General features: G+C 73.7%; 19 protein-coding genes. 11 read left to right on the top strand and 8 right to left on the bottom strand.

What is annotated here, in order from left to right:
- The first annotated feature begins 243 nt into the window (after positions 1–243).
- Positions 244–1,323, top strand: coding sequence for a tetratricopeptide repeat protein (locus tag C3486_RS09465; protein WP_103832156.1), 1,080 nt, complete (start codon positions 244–246; stop codon positions 1,321–1,323).
- Here C3486_RS09465 and C3486_RS09460 read toward each other — a convergent pair.
- Positions 1,226–2,659 (bottom strand): lipase maturation factor family protein, encoded by a 1,434-nt coding sequence (locus tag C3486_RS09460; protein ID WP_103832155.1) that lies wholly within the window; start codon positions 2,657–2,659, stop codon positions 1,226–1,228. The two genes, C3486_RS09465 and C3486_RS09460, sit on opposite strands and share 98 nt — an antisense overlap.
- 340 nt (positions 2,660–2,999) lie before the next feature.
- On the opposite strand from C3486_RS09460, the gene C3486_RS37200 reads away from it, so the two are divergent.
- Positions 3,000–3,173 carry a hypothetical protein gene (locus tag C3486_RS37200; RefSeq protein ID WP_181138496.1) on the top strand — a complete coding sequence of 58 codons (174 nt, stop codon included), beginning with the start codon at positions 3,000–3,002 and terminating at the stop codon, positions 3,171–3,173.
- A 92-nt stretch (positions 3,174–3,265) separates the two neighbouring features.
- On the opposite strand, the gene C3486_RS09455 is transcribed toward C3486_RS37200, so the two are convergent.
- Complete coding sequence (locus tag C3486_RS09455; RefSeq protein WP_103832154.1) at positions 3,266–3,841, bottom strand: TIGR03086 family metal-binding protein; 576 nt, start codon at positions 3,839–3,841, stop codon at positions 3,266–3,268.
- A 205-nt stretch (positions 3,842–4,046) separates the two neighbouring features.
- On the opposite strand from C3486_RS09455, the gene C3486_RS09450 reads away from it, so the two are divergent.
- Both C3486_RS09450 and C3486_RS09445 read left to right on the top strand, forming a co-directional pair.
- Positions 4,047–5,594 carry an AMP-binding protein gene (locus C3486_RS09450; protein WP_103832153.1) on the top strand — a complete coding sequence of 516 codons (1,548 nt, stop codon included), beginning with the start codon at positions 4,047–4,049 and terminating at the stop codon, positions 5,592–5,594.
- A 130-nt stretch (positions 5,595–5,724) separates the two neighbouring features.
- Positions 5,725–6,891, top strand: a complete 1,167-nt coding sequence (locus tag C3486_RS09445) for a glycoside hydrolase family 88 protein (RefSeq protein WP_103832152.1) — start codon at positions 5,725–5,727, stop codon at positions 6,889–6,891.
- 32 nt (positions 6,892–6,923) lie between these two features.
- On the opposite strand, the gene C3486_RS09440 is transcribed toward C3486_RS09445, so the two are convergent.
- The 4 genes from C3486_RS09440 to C3486_RS09425 form a co-directional block, all read right to left on the bottom strand.
- On the bottom strand, positions 6,924–7,820 hold the full coding sequence (locus C3486_RS09440; RefSeq protein ID WP_103832186.1) for an arginase family protein: 897 nt from the start codon (positions 7,818–7,820) through the stop codon (positions 6,924–6,926).
- 72 nt (positions 7,821–7,892) lie between these two features.
- On the bottom strand, positions 7,893–8,903 hold the full coding sequence (locus C3486_RS09435; RefSeq protein WP_103832151.1) for a zinc-dependent alcohol dehydrogenase family protein: 1,011 nt from the start codon (positions 8,901–8,903) through the stop codon (positions 7,893–7,895).
- 39 nt (positions 8,904–8,942) lie between these two features.
- Complete coding sequence (locus C3486_RS09430; protein ID WP_103832150.1) at positions 8,943–9,395, bottom strand: RpiB/LacA/LacB family sugar-phosphate isomerase; 453 nt, start codon at positions 9,393–9,395, stop codon at positions 8,943–8,945.
- A complete protein-coding gene (locus C3486_RS09425) occupies positions 9,392–10,210 on the bottom strand; it encodes a triose-phosphate isomerase family protein (RefSeq protein WP_308461231.1) in 819 nt (272 codons plus the stop codon). The genes C3486_RS09430 and C3486_RS09425 overlap by 4 nt, the downstream gene beginning before the upstream one ends.
- Before the next feature lie 207 nt (positions 10,211–10,417).
- Between C3486_RS09425 and C3486_RS09420 the strand changes: the two genes are divergently transcribed.
- The 3 genes from C3486_RS09420 (at position 10,418) to C3486_RS09410 (ending at position 12,695) form a co-directional block, all read left to right on the top strand.
- Positions 10,418–11,518 carry an LLM class flavin-dependent oxidoreductase gene (locus tag C3486_RS09420; protein WP_103832148.1) on the top strand — a complete coding sequence of 367 codons (1,101 nt, stop codon included), beginning with the start codon at positions 10,418–10,420 and terminating at the stop codon, positions 11,516–11,518.
- On the top strand, positions 11,515–12,225 hold the full coding sequence (locus tag C3486_RS09415; protein ID WP_103832147.1) for an FMN reductase: 711 nt from the start codon (positions 11,515–11,517) through the stop codon (positions 12,223–12,225). The genes C3486_RS09420 and C3486_RS09415 overlap by 4 nt, the downstream gene beginning before the upstream one ends.
- A 119-nt stretch (positions 12,226–12,344) precedes the next feature.
- Positions 12,345–12,695 carry a DUF1330 domain-containing protein gene (locus C3486_RS09410; protein ID WP_103832146.1) on the top strand — a complete coding sequence of 117 codons (351 nt, stop codon included), beginning with the start codon at positions 12,345–12,347 and terminating at the stop codon, positions 12,693–12,695.
- A gap of 59 nt (positions 12,696–12,754) precedes the next feature.
- Here C3486_RS09410 and C3486_RS09405 read toward each other — a convergent pair whose 3' ends face one another.
- Both C3486_RS09405 and C3486_RS09400 read right to left on the bottom strand, forming a co-directional pair.
- The gene (locus C3486_RS09405; RefSeq protein WP_103832145.1) at positions 12,755–13,369 is read right to left on the bottom strand and encodes an alpha/beta fold hydrolase; all 615 of its coding nucleotides are present in this window, start codon (positions 13,367–13,369) and stop codon (positions 12,755–12,757) included.
- Between the two features lie 58 nt (positions 13,370–13,427).
- Positions 13,428–14,519, bottom strand: a complete 1,092-nt coding sequence (locus C3486_RS09400; RefSeq protein ID WP_103832144.1) for an aminoglycoside phosphotransferase family protein — start codon at positions 14,517–14,519, stop codon at positions 13,428–13,430.
- A gap of 99 nt (positions 14,520–14,618) precedes the next feature.
- Between C3486_RS09400 and C3486_RS09395 the strand changes: the two genes are divergently transcribed.
- From C3486_RS09395 to C3486_RS09380, 4 genes are all read left to right on the top strand, one after another.
- The gene (locus tag C3486_RS09395; RefSeq protein WP_103832143.1) at positions 14,619–15,254 is read left to right on the top strand and encodes a TetR/AcrR family transcriptional regulator; all 636 of its coding nucleotides are present in this window, start codon (positions 14,619–14,621) and stop codon (positions 15,252–15,254) included.
- Positions 15,255–15,480: 226 nt separating this feature from the next.
- Positions 15,481–16,701, top strand: coding sequence for a cytochrome P450 (locus C3486_RS09390; RefSeq protein WP_103832142.1), 1,221 nt, complete (start codon positions 15,481–15,483; stop codon positions 16,699–16,701).
- 46 nt (positions 16,702–16,747) lie between these two features.
- Positions 16,748–16,942, top strand: a complete 195-nt coding sequence (locus C3486_RS09385; protein ID WP_103832141.1) for a ferredoxin — start codon at positions 16,748–16,750, stop codon at positions 16,940–16,942.
- Positions 16,939–18,177 carry an NAD(P)/FAD-dependent oxidoreductase gene (locus tag C3486_RS09380; RefSeq protein WP_103832140.1) on the top strand — a complete coding sequence of 413 codons (1,239 nt, stop codon included), beginning with the start codon at positions 16,939–16,941 and terminating at the stop codon, positions 18,175–18,177. The genes C3486_RS09385 and C3486_RS09380 overlap by 4 nt, the downstream gene beginning before the upstream one ends.
- The last annotated feature ends 60 nt before the right edge of the window (positions 18,178–18,237 follow it).

The raw sequence follows: 18,237 nt of genomic DNA, 5'->3' as shown, positions 1-18,237 counted from the left end.
GAATCCTCACCGCCGTCCCCGGCCGCGGCCTCCTGCGCAGGGCGGAACGGCCCGTACATCCTTCGTCGCCCCCGGCCCGCGCCTCCTCCCCCTAGGGGACACCCCGTACATCTCCAGGGTGATCGGCAGCGCGTCCGTACATCCCGAGAGCGACCGGAATCACCGCAGGTGGAGGGACGTGTGGCGGCTTCCCCGGCACATAGCGTCGATGACCGACCGACGCATGTGACCAGGAGGACCGCGATGTACGGGAAGGCATTCGCTCCGGAGTATCAGGGGGAGCTGGGGGCGGAGTTGAGTGTGAACTCCTCGTACGAGGACGTGCTCGCGGCGGCCCGCAGAGCGCGCGGGACGGCCGACGGGCCGCGGGAGGCCGCACGCGCCGCGCTCGCGGAGGCGGAGGCCGGCCGGCGGCTGGGGCGGGTCGCGGAGGCCGGGGCCGCGTGGCGGGCCAGCTACCGCAGCGCGCGGGCCGCGGGGGACCCCGGCGGGATGGCCTGGGCGCTGTGGAGCGGCGGCACCCTCGCCCGCCAGTGCGGCCGGCTCGCGCTCGCCCGCCGGCTGCTCGCGGCCGCCGTCGCGTTCGCCGAGCCGAGCGGCGACCGCCTCGCGCACGGGTACGCGCTGGCCGGGCTCGCCGAGACCGGCCGGATACAGGGGGACTACGAGGCCGTCGCCGAACTGCACGAGGAGCTGCTGGCGCAGGCCAGGGCGCACGGCGAGGCGCGGCACATGGTGTGGGCGATGTCGGGGATCGCGCAGATGCACCGCAACACCGGCGGCTACGACAAGGCGCTGGAGCTGTTCGAGGAGTCCGCCCGGGTCGCCGAGGAGGCCGAGGACTGGCGGGGGCTCGCCTGGTCGCTGCGGGGCGTGGCCGACGTGCGGTCCGTGCTGGGGGAGACGGAGGCGGCGCTGCGGCTGCTGAGCCGCGGTGAGGCGCTCTGCCGGGAGCTGGACCTCGCGGGGGCGCTGGCCTACAACCACAAGATGCGCGGCAACGTGCTGTACCGGGCCGGCCGCTACGAGGAGGCCGCGGTGGTCTACCGGGGCGCGCTGGCGGAGTTCCGGTCCATGTCGGAGCCGCGGGGCACGGCGCTCGCGCGGCTGGGCCTGGTGAAGTCCGGGGCGCACCTGGGCCGGCCGTACGACGAGGTGTGCGCCGAGCTGGACGACGTGGAGCGGGAGGTCACCCGGATCGGGCTGCGGCACGCCCGGGACATGGTCAGATCCTTCCGCGCAGAGCTGTCGGCGGGAAGAACTGCCGTACCGGCTCCCGGTGCCACCACGCGCCGGTCTCCCGCAGTTCCCGCCAGGTCGTGAAGCGGTAGCGGTAGTACAGGGCGCGTACGTGGCGGGGCGGCTCGCCGGGGAAGGGGTTGTGGCGCAGCAGCCGCAGCGTGTCCCGGTCATTTTCGAGCAGCCGTTCGAGGAACGGGCCGAACCAGCGGCTCGCGTAGCCCGGCGACAGCGCCGCGAACCACATCAGCCAATCCAGCCGCAGGTGGTACGGCGCGAAGGGGCGCGGCAGCCGCCGCACGTCACCCGGCTTGCCCTTGAACCCGTACTCCCGCCACTCGGTGGCATCGGTGATCACCTCGTCCGCCGTGCCCTCGATGACCACCTCGTGCCGGACCCGGGTGATGGAGCCGAAGGCGCCGTACGCGTTGACCAGGTGCAGCGGCTCGAAGGAGGTGTTCATCCGCTGCCGGCGGGAGAGCAGGTTGCGGGCCGGGCGGTAGCTGAGCACGAGGACGGCCGCGGTCACGGCGATGACCAGCACCTCGTACCAGAGCGGGGGCGGGGCGAGGTGCGCCGGCGGCCCGGCGAGGCCGCCGAGGCCCACGGCCGAGGCGTCCACGACGGACACCGCGATCACGATCGTCAGCCAGTTCAGCCAGGCGAAGTTGCCGGAGAGCACCAGCCACAGCTGGGTGACGATCATCGCCAGGGCTGCCCAGGTGGCCACCGGCTGCGGGGTGAAGAGCAGCACGGGGGCGCCCAGCTGCGCGACGTGGTTCGCGGCCGTCTCCACCCGGTGCACCGGCTTCGGCAGATGGTGGAAGAACCAGCTCAGCGGGCCCGGCATCGGCTGCGTCTCGTGGTGGTAGTACAGGCAGGTCAGGTCCCGCCAGCACGGGTCGCCGCGCATCTTGATCAGCCCCGCGCCGAACTCCAGCCGGAACAGCAGCCAGCGCAGCAGCCACAGCACGAGGACGGGCGGCGCGGTGCGCGCGTTGCCCAGGAAGACGGCCAGCGCCCCGGTCTCCAGCAGCAGGGTCTCCCAGCCGAAGCCGTACCAGGTCTGGCCCACGTTGACGATCGAGAGGTACATCGCCCACAGCGCGGCCCACCACACCATGGACACCCACAGCGGCACGGCGTCAGCGGCGCCCGCCAGCACGGCCGCCGACAGCGCGGCGCCCGCCCACGCCCAGCCCGCGAAGAACCGGTCGGAGAAGCGCCAGTGGAAGACCGAGGGGGCCTTGCGGAAGGGCACCCGGCGCACGAACTCCGGCACCGGGGTCATCCCGCGCTCCCCGATCAGCGCCCTGAACTGCAGCGCGGCCGAGACGAACGCGATCACGTACAGCGCGGCCAGGGCCCGCTGGAAGACCAGCCGGCCCAGCCAGTACTCCGGTGCCGGGAACCACTCCATCTGCCTATCCGTAGCACCGTGGCGGCCACTGTGCCCACCGGGCTGCGCCCGTGTCGCAAGGCCGCGCGCGGGCACGTCGTAAGATGCCTGTCACACGCCGCCACCATGGCCGAAACCCGCCGTGCGGGGGCGGTTTCTCCGTCCTGTGACCCTATCGACGGTAATTGCCGAGCAGTGGGGCACTCATGTCGTTAGGCTGGGCGACGACGGACGACCTGTCTGGGAGATGCCGACATCCTCGGCCCGTCGCGGGATGCGCCACGAACCATGGCCGAACTCCCGGTTGTGACATACGGCGCCACCGCGTCAGTACCTCATCCCTTTGGCTAAGGAGTGCGTGGTGGCACCGGAGCAGACGATCAGCAAGCAGCCCCGACCGAAGCAGGGCGAGCGCCAGGGGCGCATCCGGGAGGTCCGCAACCTGGAGGTCTGGAGCCGCTGCGCCCCGGTCCACCTGGCGGGCTGCGAGGACGAATCCGCGACCGAGCAGCACATCTTCCGCGGTATCGACTGACGCGTACGGCCGGCCGGGTGACCCGGCCGGCTCTCCCCGATGATGCGCTCCGGGCGCGGCTGACCGCGCCGGAACGCCGTTGTGGCCGCTGCCTACGGACGGCGGCCCAGCAGACACAGCAGCCGGGTCAGCTCATCGGCGCCGGCCGGGGGCTCGACCGCGGGCGCGAACAGTCCGGACTTGCTCAGCTCCGCCGCGTACGGCTCGACCTCCCGCAGCGCATGGCCGACCAGCTCGCCCGGAAGCTCCTCCGACGCGCCGATCGCCCGTGACAGGTCCCAGGCGTGCACCACCGCGTCCATCGTCATCTGGCTGCAGTACGCGGCCGCGCCGCTCGTGCCGTACGAGAGGTGCGCCTCCCGGTCCAGGGCGCCGGGCTCGCTGAACGCCGCGACCGCCGCGACCGCGGCACGGTCCCAGACCGCCACCGGGTCGTCGCCCAGGACATCGCCGTCGAAGGCGTCGCCGACCTCCTCCATCGTGGCCCCGTCCCGCACCAGCCGTGGCACCCACAGCTGCTCGGCGGTCAGGTGGTTCACCAGGTCCCGCACCGTCCAGTCCGTGCACGGCGTCGGGGCGTCCCACTGGTCGTCGCGCACGGCGTGGACGCGGTCCCCGAACAGGTCGATGGCCTCGCCGTGCCGGCGCAGAATGTCGTTGGACTCCATGTCTCCTCAGCATAGGAGCGCGGGCCGGCCCCGGCGCCCCGACGCGCGCCCTGCGGCAGCCGATGCCGCCGGCACCACCGGGGGCGAACCCCCGTCGTGACGCTGATGCACCGTCAGCGGCCCGGTGTTTTCCGGTGTGAGCACCCTGGTCAATCCCCGGCGCTGCCGGTTTGATGTGCGCGAGCCGAAAATCATTGGAGGCTGCATGGATCTCGCGTCCGCACCCGCCATCCGCTCCGCGGGGCACGAACGCCCCTACCCCGCCTTCCAGGAACGCGCCGCCCGCATCGCCACCGGACTGCGGGCCCTCGGTATCGCGCCGGGTGACCGGATCTCGGTGGTCATGCGCAATGAACCGGCCTACCTGGAAGTCACCACCGGCGCCGCCCAGGCGGGCATCTCCGCGGTGCCCGTGAACTGGCACTTCCGCCGCGACGACCTGCGTCACGTCCTCACCGACAGCGGCAGCCGCGCCGTCTTCGTCCACTCCGACATGCTGCCCGCCGTCACCGCGCACCTGCCCGCAGGGGTGCACGTCATCGAGGCGCCCGTGCCCGAAGGCGTCGCCGCGGCCTGCGGCTTTCCCGCGCCCCCGGTCAGCGGTGCGCATCCGGTCCTGGACGACTGGCTGGCCGGTCACGCGCCGCTGGCCGAGCCGGTGCCCGACCGGCCCTCCACCGTGATCTACAGCTCCGGCACCACCGGCCGCCCCAAGGGCGTGCTGCGCGAGCCCGTCCCGGCCGCCGCACTGCCCGACGCGGTGGCCAACTTCCTCTCCTACTTCGCCGTGCGCCCCGGCGGCCGGACCATGATCCCGGCGCCGCTGTACCACGCCTCGCCCAGCCAGCACGCCGTGCTCGCGGTCGCCTGCGGCCTGGACATCACCCTCATGCCGCGCTTCGACGCCGAGGAGTTCCTGCGGCTGATCGAGGCGCACCGCATCGAGAACGTGCAGGTCGTCCCCACCATGCTGGTGCGCCTGCTCCGGCTGCCGAAGGAGGTCCGTGAGCGGTACGACCTGTCCTCCCTCACCTCGGTCGTGCACGCCGCTGCGCCCTGTCCGCAGCACGTCAAGCACGCGATGATCGACTGGCTCGGGCCGGTGCTCCGCGAGTACTACGGCGGCAGCGAGACCGGCGCCGTGACCTGGTGCGACAGCGAGCAGTGGCTGGCCCACCCGGGCACGGTCGGGCACGCGGAGGGCACCTGCGCGGTCGCCGTGCTCGGGCCCGACGGACAGGTGCTGCCGCCCGGCGAGACCGGCGAGATCTACCTCAGACCGGCCGACACCTGGCCGCGCTTCACCTACCTCGGCGACCCCGCCAAGCGCGCCCGGATGGAGGCGCCGAACCTGCCCGGCTACGTCACCATCGGCGACATCGGCCACCTCGACGAGGACGGCTACCTCTACCTCAGCGACCGCCTGAACGACATGGTCATCTCCGGCGGGGTCAACATCTACCCGGCGGAGATCGAGGGCTGCCTGCTGTCGCTGGAAGGCGTACGGGACGCCGCGGTCTTCGGCATCCCGGACGAGGAGTACGGGGAGGCGCTGGCCGCGCACGTGCAGGCCGACCCGGCCGCCGGGCTCACCGCCGACGACGTCCGCGCCCACGTCGCGGCCCGGCTCGCCGCCTACAAGGTCCCGAGGACCGTCGTCTTCGAGGCCGCACTGCCCCGCGACCCGTCCGGCAAGCTCTTCAAACGGCGGCTGCGCGAGCCGTACTGGGCGGGCCGGGACACCAGGATCTGAGGCAAGTCCCCTTCCGCTGACGGGAGTTGGCGTGCCATTCTGTGCGCCGCGTGGGTGAACGATGTTCACGTACGTGAGCCGTATGGCTTGCGTGACGCGCGTGGCTTCCGTCGGCGGAAAGGGCGCAGGCATGACACACCTCGGGCACCCCGGACGACAGCCGGCACGGCGGCGCGTCCTCGCGGCGGGCGCCGCGTTCGCCGCCGTACCGGCACTCCCCGCCACCGCCCGCGCCGCGGCGCCCGCCGGCCCGCCCGGACCGCTCCCCACCGCGGCCGAGATCACGGCCGTGCTCCGCCGGGTCGCCGACCACTGGATCGGCGCGCACGCCGACCCCGGCGACAACAAGTGGGCCCGCGCCACCTTCTTCAGCGGGCTGATGGCCCTCCACCGCCTCACCCGCGACCCCCGCTACCTGGCCTACGCACGCGGCTGGGCCGAGGGCCACGACTACGCGCTGAACAACGGCGTCACCACCCGGCACGCCGACGACCACTGCGCCGGCCAGACCTACCTCGACCTGTACGCACTGGAACCCGAGCCGGGGAAGATCGCCGCCATCGAGGACTCGCTGCACCGGATGGTCTTCACCGACCGGCCGGAGAAGAACGACGACTGGTGGTGGGACGACGCGCTGCACATGGCCATGCCGCCGTTCGCCCGCCTCGGCGAACTGCGCGCCGAACCGGCCTACTGGGACAAGCTGTACGCGCTCTACACGCACACCAAGTCGGCGGAGGGCGGCCCCGGCCTGTACGCCCCGCAGGCCGGCCTCTGGTACCGCGACAAGCGCTTCCTCCCCGGCGGGATCGTCTCGCCGGACGGCCGGCCCGTCCTGTGGTCGCGCGGCAACGGCTGGGTGGCCGGCGCCCACGTCAAGGTCCTCGGCACGCTGCCCGCCGGCGCCCGGCACGTACCGGAGTACCGCGCCACGCTGATGCGCGAACTGGCCGCGCTGCGCGCCGTCCAGCGCGCCGACGGGTTCTGGAACGTGAACCTCGCCGACCCCGCGCACCTCCCGGGCCCCGAGACGAGCGGCACGTCCTTCTTCCTGTACGCCACCGCCTACGCGCTGCGCACCCGGCTCGTGCCGCGTGCGCGGTACCTCCCGGTGGCGGTGCGCGCCTGGCACGGCCTGACCACCACGGCGGTGCACCCCGACGGCTTCCTCGGCCACGTCCAGGGCGTCGGCGACCGGCCCGAGTCGAGCCAGCCGGTCGGCCCGGACACCACGGCCGACTTCGGCGTGGGCGCCTTCCTGCACGCGGGCTGCGAACTGGCGGCGCTGGCGGGCTGACGCGCCGGCCCGCGGTCAGCTCCCTCCCGCGGTCAGCTCCCGACGAGCGCTTCCACGACGACGTCCGCGAGCAGCGCCGCGCAGGAGCCGTCGGGGTCGAGGTCCGGGTCGTAGATGGTGACGTTGAGGCCGACGCACCGCTCGGACCGCACGAAGGTGCGCAGCAGCGTGCCCAGTTCGCCGGGCAGCAAGCCGCCGGGGTCGGGGCTGTCGACGGCGGGCATCACGGACGGATCCAGCACGTCCGCGTCCAGGTGCACCCAGAAGCCCCCGGTCACCGGGGCTTCGAGGGTGCGCAGCACGGCGCGGGCCAGCTCCGCCGCGCCCCACTCGCGGATCTCGCCCACCGTGGCATTCATGATCTTCAGCTCGGCGAGTTCGGCCCGCTCGGTGTCGTCGTCCCGGATGCCGAGGACCCGTACGTCCTCGTCCTTCAGGTACGGCCGCAGCCCTTCGAGGTCCGTCAGGTCCGGCTGGCCGCGCCCGGTGGCGAGGGCCAGTTCCTCGCCGCCCGCGGCGCCGACGTGGGCGGCGTTGCCCGGATGCCGGAAGTCCGCCGAACCGTCCAGGACGGCGATGCCGTACCGGCCGATGCGGCGGAGGGCGAGCGAGGCGCCGAGCTGGATGGAGCAGTCCCCGCCCAGCACCACGGGGAAGTCCCCAGCGCGTACGTGGTGTTCGATGCGGTCGGCGAGCTTGCGGGTGTACGCGGCGAGGGCGGCGGCGTTGAACACCCCGTCGCCCGGCCGCCAGCCGCCGCGGTCGTACCGGGGCGGCACGACGACCCCGCCCTCGTACGCGCCGAGCCGCTGCACCAGCCGCCGGTCGCGCAGCGCGCCCGCCAGCTTGTAGCAGCCGGGCACGGTGCCTTCGGCGGGCGGCCGGAGGCCGAGGTTGGACGGGGCGTCGAGGACCACGAGGCGTCGCATGCGGGCATTCTCGCCGGGCGGGGCGGCCCGGACCACCGGTTTCGCCCCGCCCGTACCGCCGTCGGCGGTACGTCAGGCGGCGGCCTTGTCGGGCACGATCTGCAGCTTGCGGCCCGTGCCGCGCTTGAAGGTCTCCAGCGCCTCGGCGTACTCGTCCAGCGCGAACTGGTGGGTGATCATCGTCTCGGAGTCGATGACGCCCTTGCCCAGCAGCTCCACCGCGCGCCCGTAGCTGTGCAGGATCGCCATCGAACCGACGATGCGGATCTCGTCGTTGTAGATCCGGAACGGCGAGAACCGCGCCATCTCCTGGTCGGGCGCGCAGCCGAACTGCTGGAAGGTGCCGCCGCGGATCGGCCGGGTCAGCCCGTCCTCGATCGCCTTGACGTTGCCGGTGCAGTCGGTCACGACCTGCCAGCCCAGCCGGGGGCCCGGCAGGTCGTCGGCGCTGGTGGCGACGTGGTCGGCGCCGAGCTTCTTCGCCACCGCCAGCCGGTCCTCGTTGATGTCCACGACGGACACCGAGCCGGCCCCGGCGCGCTGCGCGACCTGCATGTACAGCAGGCCCATGGTGCCCGCCCCGTAGATCAGGAAGTGGTCGCCGAGCTTGGGGTCGACGATGTCGAAGCCGCGCACGATCGTCGACAGCGGCTCGATGAGCGGGGCGTGCCGCAGCTCGACGGTCTCCGGCAGCCGGTAGCAGTTGCGCGCGGGGACCTTCACGTACTCGGCGGCCGCGCCGTCCACGGTGATGCCGATGGTGCCCCACTGCTCGCAGAGGTTGCCGCGGCCGATGGCACAGAAGTGACAGGCACCGCAGTAGATCGCCGGATCGGCGGCGATCTTGTCGCCCTCGGCGAACTCCGTGACGTCGGCGCCGACCGCGACGATCTCGCCGGAGAACTCGTGCCCGGGGACGACCGGGTACTTCGTCGGCCCGAACTCGCCCGCCAGCATGTGCACGTCCGTACCGCACAGCCCGGCGGCGGTGACCTTGACGACGACCTCGCCGGGGCCGGGCGTCGGGTCCGGCACGGTGGTCACGTTCAGCTTGTTCGGTTCCTCGATGACTACTGCGCGCATGGTGCTGCCACCTTTCGGGTCGGGGCGGTGCGGGACGGTTCAGGCGACCAGGTTGCGGGTCTCGACCTGCTTGATCTTCTCCACCTTGGGCGCCGAGCCGCCGCCGGCGAAGTCGGAGACCAGCCAGTGGTCCAGGCAGACCAGCGCGGCGTGCACGCCCATGGTGCGGCTGCCGAAGCAGGCGATCTGCGCGTCGTTGGACTTGCGGGCCCGCTCGGCGCTGTAGCTGTCCGGGATCTGGGCCGCGCGGATGCCGGGCACCTTGTTGGCGGCGATGGCCATGCCGATGCCGGTGCCGCACACGAGGACGGCACGCTCGTGCTCCCCGCGCGCGACGCTGCGGGCCACTCGCTCGGCCACGTCCGGGTAGTCCTCGTCGGGCGTCGCGCTGAGGTCGGTGACGGGGTAACCGAGGCCCTTGAGGTGCGCGATCATCGCGTCCTTCATCTCGAAGGCGGCGTCGTCGCAGCCGATGGCGATGCGGTAGGTCATGGGGTCTCCCTGGGGTGGTCGGACGGGGCGATCTCGTCGAGGACGCGGCGCAGGCCCTCGGTGTCATGGGCGAGCCGGCCGAGGAAGAGGCCGTCGACGGGGCCTGCGGAGAGCCGTTCGTACGTACCGGGCCCGGCCGTGCCGCCGTAGATGAGGCGGCCGCGCACGTCGTGCGCGTCCAGGCAGGCGCGGATCGCGGCGGCCACGGTCAGGACGTGAGTGGCGGGCGCGGGGTCGGCGGCGCCGATCGCCCAGACCGGCTCGTAGGCGACGACCACCTCACTGCCGGGCACGGCGCCCGCGAGCGCGGCCCGCACCTGCCGCACCGTCTCCTCGGCGGCCGCCGCCGGGTCCGTGCCGTCCCGCTCGCCCGCGCAGATCACGGGCACCAGCCCGGCGGCGGTGGCGGCGCGGGTCTTGGCGCGCACGGTCTCGTCGGTCTCGCCGAAGTGCGCGCGCCGCTCGGCGTGCCCCACCTCGACGTACGCGGCCCCGGCCTCGGCGAGCATCCCCGCCGAGACCTCGCCGGTCCACGGCCCGGACTCGGCCCAGTGCACGTCCTGCGCGCCGTAGGCCACCCCGGTGCCGGCCAGCAGCTCGCGGGCGTCGGCCAGGGCCGGGAAGGAGGGCAGGACGAAGAGGTCGACGGCGCGGGTGCCGAGCGCGGCGGTGCCGGCCAGCGCGGCGACGTCCGCGAGCCACTTCCGGGTCTCGGCGAGCCCGAAGTACAGCTTCAGCGAGACGCCCACCACGGGGCGGCGGCCGCCGGGGCCTCCGGGGGAGGGGCCAGGGGACGGCGAGTTCTCAGGGATCACGTCGTTCATGGTGCTTAAAACAAAAGCACATGTGAAGTTCTCAAATCAAGACGTGAACTTCACGGGATCGGTGTTATTTCCGCCAGTCGCTTGTGGTGAGCGCGCGGGGGTCGGACGTGCGGAATACGTGCGTGGCCGATACGGTTGGGCGGTGTAGTTCATGATTCAACTACCGCGTCCCCACGCGGACCGTACGGAGGCGGCACCATGCAGTTCGGGATCTTCACCGTCGGCGACGTCACCACCGACCCGACGACGGGCCGGACGCCGACCGAGCACGAGCGGATCAAGGCGATGCTGGCCATCGCGCTCAAGGCCGAGGAGGTCGGCCTGGACGTCTTCGCCACCGGCGAGCACCACAACCCACCGTTCGTGCCGTCCTCGCCGACCACCATGCTCGGCTACCTCGCGGCCCGCACGGAGCGGCTGATCCTCTCCACGTCCACCACGCTGATCACCACCAACGACCCGGTGAAGATCGCCGAGGACTTCGCGATGCTGCAGCACATCACCGACGGCCGGATGGACGTGATGATGGGCCGCGGCAACACCGGTCCGGTCTACCCCTGGTTCGGCCAGGACATCCGCCAGGGCATCCCGCTCGCCATCGAGAACTACGCCCTGCTGCACAAGCTGTGGCGCGAGGACGTGGTCGACTGGGAGGGCAAGTTCCGCACCCCGCTGCAGGGCTTCACCTCCACGCCCCGCCCGCTGGACGGCGTACCGCCCTTCGTGTGGCACGGCTCGATCCGCAGCCCGGAGATCGCCGAACAGGCCGCGTACTACGGTGACGGCTTCTTCCACAACCACATCTTCTGGCCCAAGCACCACACCCGGCAGATGGTCCGGCTCTACCGCCACCGGTACGCGCAGTACGGCCACGGCACCGCCGAGCAGGCCATCGTCGGCCTCGGCGGCCAGGTCTTCATGCGCAAGAACTCCCAGGACGCGGTGCGCGAGTTCCGTCCGTACTTCGACAACGCGCCGGTCTACGGGCACGGGCCGTCCCTGGAGGAGTTCACCGAGCAGACGCCGCTGACCGTCGGCTCCCCGCAGCAGGTCATCGAGAAGACCCTCGCGTTCCGTGACTACGTCGGCGACTACCAGCGCCAGCTGTTCCTGATGGACCACGCGGGCCTGCCCCTGAAGACCGTCCTGGAGCAGCTGGACATGCTCGGCGAAGAGGTCGTCCCCGTGCTCCGCAAGGAGTTCGCCAAGAACCGCCCGGCCGAGGTGCCGGACGGGCCCACGCACGCGGCCCGCGTCGCACAGCGCGACGCCGCGGCCCTGGAGGAGGTGGCGGAATGAAGCCCCTGACGATCGTGGCCGTCTCGGCCGGGCTCGGCGTGCCGTCGTCCACCCGCCTGCTCGCCGACCGGCTGGCCGAGGCCGCCCGGCAGCGCGCCGCGGACGGGACGGCCCGGCCGGTGGAGGTCCGCGTGATCGAACTGCGCGGCCTGGCCACCGACATCGCGCACAACATGGTGACCGGCTTCCCCTCGCCGGCCCTCGCGGAGGCGATCGAGGCCGTGACGGAGGCGGACGGCGTCATCGCCGTCACGCCGATCTTCACCGCCTCCTACAGCGGGCTGTTCAAGTCGTTCTTCGACGTCGTCGACAACACCGCGCTCACCGGCAAGCCGGTGCTCATCGCGGCCACCGGCGGCACGCCCCGGCACTCGCTCGCGCTGGAGCACGCGCTGCGCCCGCTCTTCGCGTACCTGCGCGCGGTGGTCGTGCCGACCGCGGTGTACGCCGCGTCCGAGGACTGGGGCACGGGCGGCAGCGGCCCCGGCGGCGCGCTCACCGAACGCATCGAACGGGCCGCGGCGGAGCTGACCGCACTGCTGCCCATCGGCCCGGCGTCGGCACCGGCCACGAGCGGCGCGGACGCCTCGCCCGCGGACGCCTCGCCCGCGGACGGTCCCGACGGCTCCGACGCGCTCGATGACGTCGACGGCCTCGACGACGTCGTGCCGTTCGAGGAGCAGCTGGCGGCGCTGCGCGCGAACTGAGTCCCGCGCGCCGGCCATGACCTCGGAGGTCATCGACGCGCTGACCCGGACGTGCCACCGTACGGGTCAGCGCGGGCCGCACGGGCGGCCGGCGCCTCCTACGGGGAGAGGGGACCGACATGAGCGCGTACGCCGTGGCCCACCTGAAGAACGGCAGCCGGCACGAGGACGTGCTGTCCTACATGGAACGCATCCAGGAAACGATGGATCCCTTCGGCGGCCGCTTCCTGGTGCACGGCACCACGGTCGAGGTCCGCGAGGGCACCTGGCCCGGGCACCTGGTCATGATCGAGTTCCCCGACCTGGAGCGGGCCCGCGCCTGGTACGACTCACCTGCCTACCAGGAGCTCGTGCCGCTGCGCACTCGGCACATCGACGCGGACATCGTGCTCGCCGCCGGCGTCCCGGAGGGCTACGAGGCAGCCCACACGGCGGCGGCCGCCCGTCGCGAGGCCGAGGCCGCCGCGTAGGCACGGGAGGCCGGGGCCGCCGCGCAGGGCCCATCGCCCAAGGGGCCGGCCGGTGCCGCTCAGCCCTGCCACAGCCGCCGCAGCGCTGCGTTCACCGGGCCGGGCCGGTCGCGCTGCGGGGCATGGCCCGCGTCGTCCACCCGCAGCTGGCGGGCGCCGAGCGCGTCGGCCAGCTGCTCGCCGTACCCGGGCGGCGTGGGGTGGGCGCAGCGGCGGCGGGCGTCGTACGGGCGGCCGGGCGCCCCGTTCACGATCAGCTTCGGCCAGGCGGCGGTGAGCAGCGCGGCCTGGCGGACGGGCGGGTCGGGCGGGCCACCGCGAGGGGACGTGCTCCGCAGGCCCTCCGCGGTGGCCCGCAGGCCGCAGGGTTCGATCAGCGTGAGGGAGCGCACGGCGTCCGGCGCGGCAGCGGCGGCGTTCAGGGCGGCCGTCGCGCCGGCGCAGTGCCCCAGCAAGTGGGCGCCCCGGCCGAGGAGTTCCGCGACCCAGGGGCCGTCCCGCCCGGTGCCGCCCGCCGTCGGCCCGGCCAGTTCGAGCCGGAACAGCTCGGCCAACGGCCGCTGACCGGCGAAGACTTCCGGCCCGGGAGCGATCGGCCCGAACACCATGACGACGCGCGGGGCACCGGGCGTCGCCTCGTCCCAGACCGTCACCACCGGACACTCGCGTCTCATGCACAGTCAGCTTAGAGGCAGTTGGCCGAAAACCGTGCCCGTGCGGCCGTCGCCCGCCTCACAGCCCCGCGACCTCAGCCAGTGTCCGGGCCTCCGCCAGCTCCTGGGCGCCGCCCGGCACGTCGTCGTGCGCCGCGGACCACAGGGCACTCTCGACGGAGCGGGCGACGCCCCAGGCCGCGAGGCGTTCGGGCGCCTCGCCGAGCCGGCCGGCGAGCAGCCGCAGCCGTGCGCGGAGCACGTCGCCCGGCGCGGGGTGCGCGAAGGGGTCGTCCAGCTGTGTCAGCAGCGGCCACGGGTCGTACGCCGGGTCGCCGGTCATCGGCTTGGGGTCGATGGCGAGCCAGCCGCGGGGGCCGCCGGCGGCCAGCACGTTGCCGGGGTTGAAGTCGCCGTGCACGACGACGTCCCGGCGGGCGGTCGCGGGCAGCTCCCGGAGCAGGGTGGCGCCGAGCTCCACCAGGCCCGGGTCGTACGGCGGGCGGAGCCGGTCCTGCCGTGCGCGCACCAGGTCCGCCCACTCGGCACAGACCGCCGCCACGGTCTCCAGCTCGCCGTCCGGCGGCCGGGGCGCGCGCCACAACTCCGCCAGCACGTCGGCTGCGCGGCAGAGCCCTTCGGAGGGCGAGAGCGCGGCACCAGGAGGAGCGGCGTCCCGCCCGGCTTCGGAGGGCGACAGCGCGGCGCCTGGAAGAGCCGCCTTCCGCTCGGCTTCGGGGCCGGCGTCCGTCTCCGGTACCGCGTCCAGCAGCGTCGTACCCGGGACGCAGCGCTCCAGGAGCAGCGCGTGGCGTTCCGGATCGTGCGCGAGCAGCCGTACCGCGCCGTGGCCGTCCCAGGCGCGCAGTGCGGCGGCCTCGCCCGCCGCCTCCCGGTGCGGCCAGGTCACCTTCAGTACGGCGGGGCCGCCGTCGGGCAGCCGTACCGGGGCCGCCCAGGAGCAGCTGCCGCCGTCGAACGGTGCGGACAGCCGCAGCTCCCAGCGCGCGGCGGCCTCGCGGACGAGCCGCGGCAGCCGGGCCAGCCAGGCCCGGCCGGAGGCGTGCCGGGACAGCGTTCCGGCGACCGGCAGGCCGGGCGGGAAGAGGTCGGGCCGCCGGGCGGGCACGGCGGCGGCCGGACCGGCGTCGGGGTGCGGTGGCTCGGGCATGCCCGCACGCTAGCGGCTCGGCGGTGGCCGTGCGGCGGGCCCGGGGGAGCGGTATGAAACTCTTGGGTGCCCGCCAGGACGAGAAAGAGGCGCACGGCGATGACGGAGAGCGCGGCCGCACGGCCCAGGAACCCGCGCGGCCAGGGTGACCGGCTGCGCGCCGAGCTGCTGACCGCGACGGAGCGGCTGCTGGAGCAGGTCGGCAGCGAGGACGCGCTGTCGCTGCGTGCCGTCGCGCGCGAGGCGGGGGTCGCCGCGCCCAGCATCTACCGGCACTTCGCCGACAAGACCGAGCTGGTCTGGGCGACGATGCAGGTCAGCTACGAGCGGCTGGTCGAGGACATGGCGGCGGCGAGCGCGCTGGTCCCGGAGGGCGACCCGGTGGCCCGGCTGCGGGCCCGGCTGCGCGCGTACTGCCGGTACGCCATCGACCACCCGGCGAAGTACCGGCTGCTCTACGAGACCCGGCAGTCCCCGGTCGACTCCGAGCGGCTGGCGCAGCACCCGGCGGGCCTGCTGGTGCGCGGCCTGCACGACGCGCTGACCGCGTGCGAGGAGGCGGGCCGGCGGGTGCGCTGCTCCCGCGACGAGGCGCCGTACGTCCTGTGGTCGGCGGTGCACGGCCGGGTCATGCTCTGGCAGGTGCTGCCCGCCGTGAAGAACCCCGAGCGCCTGCACCGCTTCGTCGACGAAATCCTCGACCTGCTGCTGGAGCGGGACACCGAGGGGACCTGACCGCCCCGCGCGCCGAGCGCCGTCCGGGCGGCAGCATCCGTGCGGCATCCGGGCCGCACTCCGGGCAATGGGTTGTATTTGGCAACCACCACCAGCGTACCCGCTGTCCGTGCGGCAGTTGACGGGACCCCCGGTCCGTTTGCCTGCCTTTTACGCGTGTAAGTTTACGGGTGTTAGGCGAGCGTCCGAGTACGGCGCCACCCTCCGCGTGTCCGCAAGGAGCGACATGACCGTCACTTCCCCCCATGCCCCGCTGCCCGTGGAACCCCCCACCGGCTGCCCCTTCGACCCGCCCGCCGAGTTCGGCCGGATGCGGATCGAGGAGCCGATCAAGAAGGTCTCGCTGCCCGACGGCACCTGGGCGTGGCTCGTCACCCGGTACGCCGACATCCGCGCGATCCTCGGCGACACCCGGTTCAGCTCCGACACCACCACCCCGGGCTACCCGCTCAGCGGCATGACCGGCGGCGCCAACCAGCAGAACCGCGGCTTCATCCGCATGGACCCGCCGGAGCACACCCGGCTCCGCCGGATGGTCACCCGCGAGTTCATGGTCAAGAAGGTCGAGGCGCTGCGCCCGGAGATCCAGCGGATCACCGACGAGCTCTGCGACCAGATGCAGTCCGCGAAGCTCAACGGCGCCGAGTCGGTGGACCTCGTCGAGGCCCTCGCGCTCCCCGTCCCCTCCCTCGTCATCAGCCTGCTGCTCGGTGTCCCCTACGAGGACCACGCGCTCTTCCAGGGCCTGACCGGCAAGCTGCTGTCCCGCACCGTCGCCAAGGAGGAGGCCGACGCCGCCCGCAACGAGCTGCGTGCCTACCTGGACGGCCTGGTCACCGCCAAGGAGGCGAACCCGGGCGACGACATCCTCAGCCGCCTGATCGTCGAGCAGCAGCACGCCGGGGAGATCACCCACGACGACGTCATCGGCTTCGCCGCGCTGCTGCTGGTCGCCGGGCACGAGACCACCGCCAACATGATCGGCCTCTCCGCGCTGAGCATGATGGGCGAGCCGAAGACCGCGCAGCAGCTGCGCGAGGACCCCTCGCTGATCCGCGGCGCCGTCGAGGAACTGCTGCGCTTCCACAGCATCATCCGCAACGGCCCGCGCCGCGCCGCCACCGAGGACGTCGAGATCGGCGGCCGGCTCATCCGCGCCGGCGAGGGCGTCGTGGTCGCCGTGCCGGCCGCCAACCGCGACCCGGAGACCTTCGAGGACCCCGACACGCTCGACGTCTGCCGTCCCAACGCGCAGCACCACGTCGCCTTCGGCTACGGCATCCACCAGTGCCTCGGCCAGGCGCTGGCCCGCGTCGAGCTGCAGGTCGTCCTCGCGACCCTGCTCCGCCGCTTCCCGGCGATGCGCCCCGCCGTGCCGATCGAGTCCATCCCCTTCCGCACGGACATGGCCATCTACGGCTGCCACGAGCTGCCCGTCACCTGGTGACCCCGTACCCCACCACGCCACACCGACCCCACAGGAGCGAGAAGCCATGAACATCACCCTCGACGTCGACAAGTGCTGCGCCGCCGGCCAGTGCGTCCTGGTGGCACCCGAGGTCTTCGACCAGCGGGACGAGGACGGCATCGTCGTCCTGCTCGACGCCCAGCCGCCCGCCGAGCAGCACGCCGCGGTCCGCGAGGCCGCCGCCATCTGCCCCGCCGCCGCCATCAAGGTCGACGCATGACCGTCGGACGCATCGCCGTCGTCGGCGCCTCGGCGGCGGGTCTCGCCGCCGTCGAGGCGGTGCGCCGGGGCGGCTGGACCGGCGCACTGACCCTGATCGGCGACGAGCCGCACCTGCCGTACGACCGGCCGCCGCTGTCCAAGCAGCTGCTGTCCGGCGACTGGCAGGCCGACCGGCTGGGGCTGCGCACGGCCGACCAGCTCGACGCGCTGGACCTGGACCTCCGCCTCGGTACGCGTGCCACCGCCCTGGACAGCGGGGCGCGCACGCTGACCCTGGCGGACGGGGAGCGGCTGGCGTACGACGGCGTGATCGTCGCCACCGGCGTCCGCGCTCGTACGCTGCCGGGCCTCGCCGGCACCGCCGGCGTGCACACCCTGCGCACGCTCGACGACGCGCTCGGGCTCCGGGCCTGGCTGCTCGGCGCGCCGCGCCGGCTGGTCGTCGCGGGCAACGGCGTCCTCGGTTGCGAGGCCGCCGCGGTCGCCCGCGAGCTGGGCCACGAGGTCACCCTCGTCGGGCGTGATCCGCTGCCCATGGGCCGCCTCGTCGGCGAGGGCACCGGCGCGCTGCTGGCCGCCGAGCACGAGCGACACGGCGTCCGGATGCTCACCGGCAGCCTGGACGGCGTGGAGACGGCGGACGGCCACGTCACCGGCGTACGGCTCACCGACGGCAGCACGCTCGACGCCGACACCGTCCTGCTCGCCATCGGCTCCGAGCCGGCCGTGGACTGGCTGCGCGCCGACGCCGCGCTGGACACGGCCGACGGGCTGCGCTGCGACGAGTACTGCGCCGCGGCGCCCGGTGTCCACGCCGCCGGTGACGTGGCCCGCTGGTACCACCCGGGACACGGCCGCCACCTGCGGATCGAGCACCGGATGAACGCCACCGAGCAGGCCATGGCCGCGGCCCGCAACCTGCTCGCCGAGCTGGGCGTGGACGGGGCCGAGCGCCGCCCGTTCACGCCGGTCCCGTACTTCTGGTCCGACCAGTACGGGATGAAGCTCCAGGCGTACGGCGTGCTCGCGGGCGCCGACCGCGCCGAGACGGTCCTGCTGGACAAGGACGAGCGCCGGGTGGCCGCGCTCTACGGCCGGGACGGGCTGGCCACGGGCGTGCTCGCCGCCGGACTGCCGCCCCGGCAGATCCGCGGCCTGCGCGCGGTGATCGCCACGCCGGGGCCGTGGGAGGAGGCGTACGCGCGCCTGCTCACGGCCGTCGGCGCGGAGTGAGACGGGGGACGCCGGGCCGGCCACCTCCCCGCCGGCCGGCCCGGCGTCCCCGCACGCCCG

Source organism: Streptomyces sp. Ru73 (genome assembly GCF_002920575.1).
Classification (GTDB): Bacteria; Actinomycetota; Actinomycetes; order Streptomycetales; family Streptomycetaceae; genus Streptomyces.
Note: the sequence above shows the minus strand (reverse complement) of the source record. Positions and strands in the feature narration are given on the sequence as shown.